The sequence below is a fragment of the Nonomuraea aridisoli genome (genome assembly GCF_003236395.1).
Lineage (GTDB): Bacteria > Actinomycetota > Actinomycetes > Streptosporangiales > Streptosporangiaceae > Nonomuraea > Nonomuraea aridisoli.
The window spans coordinates 1-8,992 of the sequence record NZ_POUD01000335.1 but is presented as its reverse complement, the minus strand read 5'-3'; the positions used below and the strand labels follow the sequence as shown (position 1 = coordinate 8,992).

The window sequence follows — 8,992 nt, the reverse complement described above, 5'->3', positions numbered from 1 at the left end:
AGATGTGTATAAGAGTCAGTCACGGGACCGCAGCGCCGGCCACCCTCCCCCGGGCTTCCCGGACCCCTGCGCCACGTTCGACGACTTCCGCCGCGGCGCCTGCCACGCGTTCCTGGACCACCTGTTCCGCTGAGAACGCCGAAAGGCGGCGCCGTACGGCACCGCCCTTCGTCAAGCCTCGTCAAGCCGAACCCGCGTCAGTGGGCCGAGCAGCCTCCTGTGGCCGCAGCGGACGGCTGCGGCCGGCCGATGGTCGGCATGCCCAGCAGAACGCCCGCGCCCTGCCCGGCAGGGCGCCCCTGGCGGGCCTCCCAGGCGTCGCCCGCGCGGGTGCGCCGGACACCGAGCAGCGGCCCGTCGGCCACCAGGTGGTGCGGCGCCGCGTACGTCACCTCGACCGTGACCATGTCGCCCGGCCGCGGCGTCGCGTCGCCGGCCGCGAAGTGGACCAGGCGGTTGTCGGGCGCGCGCCCGGACAGCCGGCGGGTGGTCTCGTCCTTGCGGCCCTCGCCCTCGGCGACCAGCACCTCGAGCGTGCGGCCGACCTGCTTCTTGTTCTCCTCCCAGGAGATCTCCTCCTGCAGGGCCACCAGCCGCTCGTAGCGCTCCTGCACGACCTCCTTGGGCACCTGGTCGTCCATGGTGGCCGCCGGGGTGCCGGGACGGATGGAGTACTGGAAGGTGAAGGCGTTGGCGAAGCGGCTGCGCCGGACCACCTCGAGCGTCTGCTGGAAGTCGTCCTCGGTCTCGCCGGGGAAGCCGACGATGATGTCGGTGGAGATGGCGGCGTCGGGCATGGCCGCGCGCACCCGCTCGATGATGCCGAGGTAGCGCTCGGCGCGGTAGGAGCGCCGCATGGCGCGCAGCACCCGGTCGGAGCCCGACTGCAGCGGCATGTGGAGCTGGTGCATGACGTTGGGCGTCTCGGCCATGGCGGCGATCACGTCGTCGGTGAAGGCCGCCGGGTGGGGCGAGGTGAAGCGCACCCGCTCCAGGCCCTCGACGTCGCCGCAGGCGCGCAGCAGCTTGCCGAACGCCAGCCGGTCGCCGAACTCCACGCCGTAGGTGTTGACGTTCTGGCCGAGCAGCGTGACCTCCAGGACGCCCTGCCCGACCAGCGTGCGGACCTCGGCGAGCACGTCGCCGGGCCGGCGGTCCTTCTCCTTGCCGCGCAGCGACGGCACGATGCAGAACGTGCAGGTGTTGTTGCAGCCGACCGAGACGGCCACCCACGCGGCGTACGGCGACTCGCGCCTGGTCGGCAGCGTGGAGGGGAAGACCTCCAGCGACTCCTTCAGCTCGACCTGCGCCTCGCCCTCGATGCGGGCCCGCTCCAGCAGCACCGGCAGTGAGCCGATGTTGTGGGTGCCGAACACCACGTCGACCCACGGCGCCTTGCGGACGATCTCGCCCTGGTCCTTCTGCGCCAGGCAGCCGCCCACGGCGATCTGCATGCGCGGGTTGCGCGTCTTGGCGGGGCGGAGGTGGCCGAGATTGCCGTAGAGACGATTGTCGGCGTTCTCCCGCACGGCACACGTGTTGAACACGACCACGTCCGCCGTCTCCCCGTCGGGAACGGGCACGTAGCCGGCGTCCTCCAGCAGGCCCGACAGCCGCTCGGAGTCGTGCACATTCATCTGGCACCCGTATGTGCGCACTTCGTATGTGCGGGCGCTCTCCTGGGTCACAGTCATGGCACGTTCAAGGGTAGTCGCACTCGGACTTGACATAGCCCTCACCGTTCCAAAAGGCCAGCTTGATGGCACGATGTGATCGGATCGGTACCGCTCGGTTAGTGACCAGCGCTCTAACGCCCTCTACCGTTTCGTTCCATGACGGAGAACGGAGACGCCACTCCACTCGTGCAGTTGGAGAACGTCAACAAGCACTTCGGGTCGCTCCACGTCCTGAAGGACATCAACTTGACCGTCTCTCGTGGCGAGGTTCTGGTCGTCATCGGCCCGTCCGGCGGCGGAAAGTCCACGCTCTGCCGCGCGATCAACCGGCTGGAGACGATCGACGGCGGGAGGATCGTCTTCGACGGCAACGTCCTGCCCGCCGAGGGCAAGGGTCTGGCCAAACTTCGGTCCGAAGTCGGGATGGTCTTCCAGTCGTTCAATCTTTTCGCGCACAAGACCATCCGGGAGAACGTCACCCTGGGCCCCGTCAAGGTGCGCGGCATCGCGAAGGACGCCGCCGACAAGCGGGCGATGGAGCTGCTCGAACGGGTGGGCATCGCGGCGCAGGCCGACAAGTATCCGGCCCAGCTGTCGGGCGGCCAGCAGCAACGCGTCGCGATCGCCAGGGCGCTGGCCATGGACCCGAAGATGATCCTGTTCGACGAGCCGACCTCCGCACTGGACCCCGAGATGGTGCAGGAGGTGCTCGACGTCATGATCGGGCTGGCGCGCGACGGGATGACCATGATGGTCGTCACACACGAGATGGGCTTCGCCCGGCGGGCCGCCAACCGCGTCGTGTTCATGGCGGACGGCCAGATCGTGGAGGAGAACACCCCCGACGAGTTCTTCACCAACGCGCAGACCGACCGAGCGCGTGACTTCCTTTCGAAGATCCTCACGCACTGAAGATTGAGGCAGGTACACATGCACATGCGTCGAGCGGGAGCACTGCTCTCGGTGTTGGCAATGGCCGCCGGCCTGTCCGCCTGTGGCGGCGGCAGCGAAGCGACCTACGCCACGGTCGCGGACAAGATCGCGGCCGGCGAGACGATCGTGGTCGGCACCAAATGGGACCAGCCGAGCCTCGGCCTGAAGATGGGCGCCGAACCCGAGGGCTTCGACGTCGACGTGGCCAAGGCCGTGCTGAAGCAGATGAACGGCGGCCAGGACGTCACGGTCGAGTGGAAGGAGTCGGCCTCCTCCAACCGCGAGCCGTTCCTCCAGAACGGCACCGTTGACATCATCTTCGCCACGTACTCCATCACCGAGGAGCGCAAGACCAAGGTCACCTTCGGCGGCCCGTACGTCGTGGCCCACCAGGACGTGATGGTCCGCGGCGACGACACCTCGATCAACACCCCGCAGGACCTCGAGGGCAAGCGGATCTGCAAGGCCGCCGGCTCCAACTCCTACGCGCGCATCACCGAGCCGCCGCCGGACGGTGAGCTCGACCTCGACGCCACCACCGTCGACGCCGCCAACTACTCCGAGTGCGTGCAGAAGCTGACCGGCAGCAACCTCGACGCGGTGACCACCGACGACCTGATCCTGGCGGGCTTCGCCAAGCAGGCGCAGGAGTCCGGCGGCAGCTTCAAGGTGCTGGGCCAGGGCTTCACCGACGAGAAGTACGGCGTCGGCCTGAAGAAGGGCGACACCAAGACCTGCGAGGCGGTCAACGCCGCGGTGAAGGCACTGTGGGACAACGGCACCATGAAGACGCTGCTGGACAAGTGGTTCGGCGGCATCCAGGGCCTGAAGCTGTCCGAGACCGCGCCGCCGGCCGAGGGCTGCGCCTGATCACACATGAGGCGGCGGCCGGCGACCCGGCCGCCGCCGCCCTATGTGGTGGAGCACGATGGAAGATCTGATTAGGTACGCGCCCGACCTCGCCCTGGGGTTCCTGGAGAACATCAAGCTCTCCATCGTGGGCGCGATCACCTCCCTGATTCTCGGCACCATCCTGGTGGCGATGAGAGTTTCCCCCACCCCAGTCCTGCGGGTGGCCGGCACCTTCTACGTCAACGTGGTCCGCAACACTCCCCTGACCCTGGTGCTGGCGTTCTCCGCGCTCGGGCTCAGCGACCAGCTCGGGCTGGTCTTCTCCTCCGAGCCCAGGACCAACTCGTTCTGGATCGTCGCGATGGGCCTGTCGGCCTACACGGCGGCCTTCGTCTGCGAGGCGCTGCGCGCGGGCATCAACACGGTGCCGCTCGGGCAGGCGGAGGCGGCCCGGGCGATCGGGCTGACGTTCACGCAGTCACTCCGGATGATCATCCTGCCCCAGGCGTTCCGCGCGGTCGTCGCGCCGCTGGGCAGCGTGATGATCGCCATGATCAAGAACACCACCGTCGCGGTGGCGGGGGGATTCGCCGCCGACTCGGCGGCCAACATGAAGGAGGCCTTTGACCAGGTCGGCGCCTCGATCCCGATCTTCCTCGGCATCGTGGTCGCGTTCATGGCGGTGACCCTGCCCATCGGCTGGTTCACCGGCCGGCTGGCCCGGCGCCTGGCGGTGGCCCGATGAGCGCTTCGGTTCTGTTCGACGTCCCCGGGCCGCGGGCGAGGACGCGCAACGCGCTTCTCACGGTGGCCAGCGTCATCCTGGTCGGCGCCGTCCTGTACGGCCTCTACAGCGGCTTCGACGCCAAGGGCCAGTGGCGGGCCCAGATCTGGCAGCCGTTCCTGGAGTGGGAGACGTGGGAGTTCTACATCTTCCCCGGCCTGCTCGGCACGTTGCGGGCCGCCGCGGTGGCCTCGGTGCTCGCCCTGGTCTTCGGCGCGGTCTTCGGCCTGGCGCGGTTGTCCGACCACCGCTGGATCCGCATCCCGGCCGGTGTGGTGGTCGAGGTCTTCCGGGCCATCCCGCTGCTGCTGCTGATCTTCTTCATCTTCTACCTGGCGCCCGCGCTGGGGGGTCCCGGCGACTACACGTTCATGGCGGTCGTCGTCGGCCTGATGCTCTACAACGGCTCGGTGCTGGCCGAGGTCGTCAGGGCCGGCGTGCTGTCGGTGCCCAAGGGCCAGTCGGAGGCCGCGTACGCGGTCGGCATGCGCAAGAACCAGGTGATGCGGCTGGTGCTGCTGCCGCAGGCCGTCACGGCGATGATGCCGGCGATCGTCAGCCAGCTCGTGGTGCTGCTGAAGGACACCGCGCTCGGCTACATCATCGCCTACGTCGACCTGCTCAACACCGGGTTCAAGATCCTGCCGGCCCGCTTCTTCGGCTCACTGATCCCGGCGGCCATCGTCATCGGCATCATCTACGTGGCGCTCAACATGGCGCTGAGCTTCCTCGCCACGTGGCTGGAGCGGCGCAGCCGGCGCAGCCGCAAGACCAGCGCGGCGCCGATCGCGCCTCCTGGCGCTCCGGCCGTCGGCGCCGGGGCGGGCACGGGGCCCGTGGGCGGTGGCGTCGCGGCCGGCCACGGCATGGAGTGACCTCAAGGCGGCGGGCCCACGTGCCCGCCGCCTTCCCGGGCCCGCCTTCTTGGGACTCCCAAGAAATCGCCAGGTCTGCTTTGCCGCAGGTCTGGGGGCGTACCCCCGCAGGTAGCCTCCTTGCAAGGAGGTCGGGGGGAAGCATGCGGGGGGCGGCGCACGCGGGGCTCGTCATGGTGCTGGCACTGTCGGCGTGCGGGGGCGGCGGCTCGTACACGACCGTCGCCGACAAGATCAGGAACACCGGCACGGCCGTGGTCGGCACCAAGATCGACCAGCCGGGCGTGGGCCTGCGCACGGGCGCGGGCGATCCGCAGGGCTTCGACGTCGACGTCGCCCGCTACATCGTCAGGCAGCTCGCCGGCGGCGACGACGTCCGGATCACCTGGCGGGACTCGCCGTCGTCAGCCCGAGAGGCGCTGCTCCAGAACGGCACCGTCGACCTCGTCGTCGCCTCCTACAGCATCACGCCGGCGCGCTCGGCCAGGGTGACCTTCGCCGGGCCGTACGTGATCGCCCGGCAGGACACGATGGTGCGGGCCACCGACGACAGCATCAGGAAGACCGCCGACCTGCGGGGCAAGCGCATCTGCCTGGCCGAGGGGTCCAACTCGTATCGGCGCATCGTGGATCCGCCGCCCGACGGCCAGCTGAACCTGCCCGCCGTCCTGGTGCCCGCGGCGAACTACTCCGACTGCGTGCGCAAGCTCGCCGCCGGGCAGCTCGACGCGGTCAGTACCGACAACCTGATCCTCGCCGGGTTCGCCGAGCAGCAACCCGGCAGGTTCCGGCTGCTGAACGACCCCATCTCGGTCGAGAGGTTCGGCGTCGGCATCAAGGAGGGCGACGTCGCCACCTGCGAGGCCGTGAACCGGGCGATCACCCGGATGTGGCAGGACGGCACGGCCGCGCGCCTGCTGCGCAAGTGGTTCGGTGGGACGGGGCTCGAGTTGCCCGCCTCGATGCCCACCCTCCAGCGCTGCGGCTGAACCGCGGGAGCCCCCTGCGTTCGCGCAGATCTTCCGGCAGGATGCGGGTATGCCTTTCTGGCCCTCCCCCATTTCGACCAGAGACGTGGCGAGTTCCGGCACGCGCCCCGCCTGGCCCATCGCCCGCGACGGCCGGGTGTGGTGGACCGAGGAGCGTCCCGACGAGGGCGGGCGCACCACCATCGTGTGCCGCGCTCCCGACGGCACCCGCACCGAGTTACTGCCGGCCCCGTGGTCGGCCCGCACCCGGGTCCACGAGTACGGCGGCCGCCCCTACACCGTGACCCCCGCGGGCGAGATCGTCTTCGCCAACCTCCAGGACCAGCGGCTCTACCTCCTGGCCGATGACCGCGATCCGCGCCCGCTCACCCCCGAGGGCTCCCGCTACGCCGACCTGCTGGTCCACGACGGCCAGGTGTGGTGCGTCCGCGAGCGCCACAGCGGCGACGGCAAGGTGAGCCGCGCGATCGTGTCCGTCCCGCTCGACGGCGGCGAGATCCGCGAACGCGTCAACGGCTGCGACTTCTTCGCCTCCCCCGCCGTCTCCCCCGACGGGCGGCACCTGGCCTACATCTGCTGGGACCACCCCCGCATGCCGTGGGACGGCACCGAACTGCGCGTCACGTCCCTGGCCGACGGCCGCTCCTGGACGGTCAAGGGCGGCCCGGCCGAGTCGGTCCTGGCCCCGGCGTGGAAGGACGACTCCCGCCTCTACCTGATCTCCGACTCCTCCGGCTGGTGGAACCTCTACGAGGTCGGCCTCCAGGGCGAGGACGCGCGGGCGGTGCACCGGGCCGAGGAGGAGTTCACGCTGCCGCCGTGGCGGCTGGGCGGCATGCCGTACACCGTGTTGCCCGGCGGGCGGCTCGCGGTGCTGCACGGCCGCGGAGACCTGCGGCTGGGGGTGCTCGACCCCGGGTCGGGGGCGCTGAGCGACCTCGACCTGCCCTTTGCCGGGTGGGACGCCGCGCTGGCGGCCGAGGGCACGTCCGTGGTCGGCGTCGCCTACGCCGCCACGGCCCCGCGCTCGGTGGTGCGGGCCGACACGGCCGCGGGAGGGCATCTCGCCCTCGGGAGCGACCTCGCCTCGCTGCCCGATCCCGAATATCTGCCGCTCCCCCGCGCCGTGCGCGTGCCTGGCGAGCGCGGGGTGCACGCCTTCCTCTATCCGCCGTACGCCCCGGCCACCGAAGGCGACACTCCTCCGTACGTGATCTTCGTGCACGGCGGGCCGACCGCTCAGGCCGACACCGCGCTCGACCTGGAGAAGGCGTTCCTCACCTCACGCGGCATCGGCGTGCTCGACGTCAACTACGGCGGCTCCACCGGCTACGGCCGTGCCTACCGCGAACGGTTGAAGGGACAGTGGGGCCTGGCCGACGTCGAGGATGTGGTCGCCGCCGCCCGCTGGCTCGCCGCCGAGGGCCTGGCCGACGCCGGGAGGATCGCCGTACGCGGGGGCAGCGCGGGCGGCTGGACGGTGATGGCGGCCTGCTGCCGTTCCGACGTGTTCGCCGGCGGCGTCTCCTACTACGGCATCAGCGCGCTCGCCCCGCTGGTCGCCCACACCCACGACTTCGAGTCGCGTTACGTGGAGTGGCTGGTGGGCCCGGAGGACTCCGAGGTGTACGCCGCCCGCGAGCCGCTCGCCCTGGTCGGCGGCGTGACCTGCCCCATGCTGCTCCTCCAGGGGCTCGACGATCCCGTGGTGCCGCCGGAGCAGTCGGAGACGTTCGCCGAGGCGCTGTCCGAGCGCGGCGTCCCCTGCACGTACCTCGCCTTCGAGGGCGAGTCCCACGGCTTTCGCCGCACGGAGACGCGGGCCGCGGCGCTCGCCGCCGAGCTGGCCTTCTACCAGCAGATCTTCTGAGCGGAGTGGTCACGGTTTGCTAGCATGATCGCCGCTATGGACGATTCCCTCGGCAGCTCCTACCGCCTCGTCGAGATCCTCGGCGAGGGCGCCATGGGCACCGTGTGGCGTGCGCTCGACCGCCGCACCGGGGAGCAGGTGGCGGCCAAGCTCCTGCATCCCCGGCTGACGCGCGAGCCCGACACCGTCACCAGGTTCGTCCGCGAACGCACCGTCCTGATCCGGTTACGCCATCCGGGCATCGTGTCCATCCGCGACTTCGTCCTCGAAGGCGACCGCATCGCGATCGTGATGGACCTGGTGACCGGCGGCGACCTGAGCGCGCTCGTACGCCGCTCCGGCACGCTCCCCGCGGCCACGGCCGCCACGATGACCGCCTCGCTGGCCGAGGCGCTCGCCCACGCCCACGAGCGGGGCGTCGTCCACTGCGACGTCAAGCCCGCCAACGTGCTGGTCGACCAGGCCACCGGGGCGCTGCGGCTGACCGACTTCGGCGTCTCGCGCATCCTGCACAGCTCCACGGCCAGCACGACCGGCTCCGTGGCGGGCACGCCCGTCTTCCTGGCGCCCGAGGTGTTACGCGGCGAGCGTCCCTCGCCGGCGGCCGACGTCTACGCGCTCGGCATGCTGCTGTACGAGCTGCTGGCCGGGCGTCCGCCGTTCGCGGGCGGCCACGGGCTGAGCGCGCTGCACTCGGCGCTGCACATGGCGCCGCGGCGGCTTGAGGGCATGTCCGACACCCTCTGGGACGTCATCGACGCCTGCACCGCCAAGGACCCCGCCGCCCGGCCGCCGCTTCCTGAGATCGCCGCCGTCCTCCACACGGCCGCCCGCACGGAGGCCCAGCTCCCCCTGCCGCCGATCTCCCGCGACGAACCCCTCTCCGCCACCGCCGTGGCCCTCTCGCTCCCGACGGCCGCCAGCGCCGCGTCGTACGACCGCTCCGAGTCCTTCGGCCCCGTGTACGCCCAGCGCTTCCTGGCCAAGGCCGAGGGCCGGATGTTCGTCGACTG

The 8,992-nt window shown here is 70.7% G+C and carries 8 protein-coding genes; 7 read left to right on the top strand and 1 reads right to left on the bottom strand.

The window, feature by feature from the left end; genetic code table 11:
* Window positions 1-197: 197 nt before the first annotated feature.
* Entirely contained in the window at window positions 198-1,694 is a 1,497-nt protein-coding gene (gene miaB / locus C1J01_RS42790; RefSeq protein WP_181449272.1) for a tRNA (N6-isopentenyl adenosine(37)-C2)-methylthiotransferase MiaB, read from the bottom strand.
* 138 nt (window positions 1,695-1,832) lie between these two features.
* Between miaB and C1J01_RS42785 the strand changes: the two genes are divergently transcribed.
* The 7 genes from C1J01_RS42785 to C1J01_RS42755 all read left to right on the top strand — a co-directional run.
* The gene (locus C1J01_RS42785) at window positions 1,833-2,588 is read left to right on the top strand and encodes an amino acid ABC transporter ATP-binding protein (RefSeq protein ID WP_111184756.1); all 756 of its coding nucleotides are present in this window, start codon (window positions 1,833-1,835) and stop codon (window positions 2,586-2,588) included.
* 18 nt (window positions 2,589-2,606) lie between these two features.
* Complete coding sequence (locus C1J01_RS42780; protein ID WP_111184755.1) at window positions 2,607-3,479, top strand: glutamate ABC transporter substrate-binding protein; 873 nt, start codon at window positions 2,607-2,609, stop codon at window positions 3,477-3,479.
* Window positions 3,480-3,537: 58 nt separating this feature from the next.
* Window positions 3,538-4,206, top strand: coding sequence for an amino acid ABC transporter permease (locus C1J01_RS42775; RefSeq protein WP_111184758.1), 669 nt, complete (start codon window positions 3,538-3,540; stop codon window positions 4,204-4,206).
* Window positions 4,203-5,120: an amino acid ABC transporter permease gene (locus C1J01_RS42770; RefSeq protein WP_111184754.1), complete on the top strand. Its 918-nt coding sequence runs from the start codon at window positions 4,203-4,205 to the stop codon at window positions 5,118-5,120. Before C1J01_RS42775 ends, C1J01_RS42770 begins: the two co-directional genes overlap by 4 nt.
* Window positions 5,121-5,263: 143 nt before the next feature.
* Complete coding sequence (locus C1J01_RS42765) at window positions 5,264-6,109, top strand: glutamate ABC transporter substrate-binding protein (RefSeq protein WP_111184753.1); 846 nt, start codon at window positions 5,264-5,266, stop codon at window positions 6,107-6,109.
* Window positions 6,110-6,158: 49 nt separating this feature from the next.
* Window positions 6,159-7,979 (top strand): S9 family peptidase, encoded by a 1,821-nt coding sequence (locus C1J01_RS42760; RefSeq protein ID WP_111184752.1) that lies wholly within the window; start codon window positions 6,159-6,161, stop codon window positions 7,977-7,979.
* 36 nt (window positions 7,980-8,015) lie between these two features.
* A partial coding sequence (locus C1J01_RS42755) for a serine/threonine-protein kinase (protein ID WP_111184751.1) occupies window positions 8,016-8,992 on the top strand: 977 nt, incomplete at its 3' end.

Excerpts from the sequence above, each read along its gene's own strand:
- miaB (WP_181449272.1), bottom strand. The coding sequence starts at position 1,694 with ATGACTGTGACCCAGGAGAGCGCCCGCACATACGAAGTGCGCACATAC.
- C1J01_RS42785 (WP_111184756.1), top strand. The coding sequence starts at position 1,833 with ATGACGGAGAACGGAGACGCCACTCCACTCGTGCAGTTGGAGAACGTC.
- C1J01_RS42780 (WP_111184755.1), top strand. The coding sequence starts at position 2,607 with ATGCACATGCGTCGAGCGGGAGCACTGCTCTCGGTGTTGGCAATGGCC.
- C1J01_RS42775 (WP_111184758.1), top strand. The coding sequence starts at position 3,538 with ATGGAAGATCTGATTAGGTACGCGCCCGACCTCGCCCTGGGGTTCCTG.
- C1J01_RS42770 (WP_111184754.1), top strand. The coding sequence starts at position 4,203 with ATGAGCGCTTCGGTTCTGTTCGACGTCCCCGGGCCGCGGGCGAGGACG.
- C1J01_RS42765 (WP_111184753.1), top strand. The coding sequence starts at position 5,264 with ATGCGGGGGGCGGCGCACGCGGGGCTCGTCATGGTGCTGGCACTGTCG.
- C1J01_RS42760 (WP_111184752.1), top strand. The coding sequence starts at position 6,159 with ATGCCTTTCTGGCCCTCCCCCATTTCGACCAGAGACGTGGCGAGTTCC.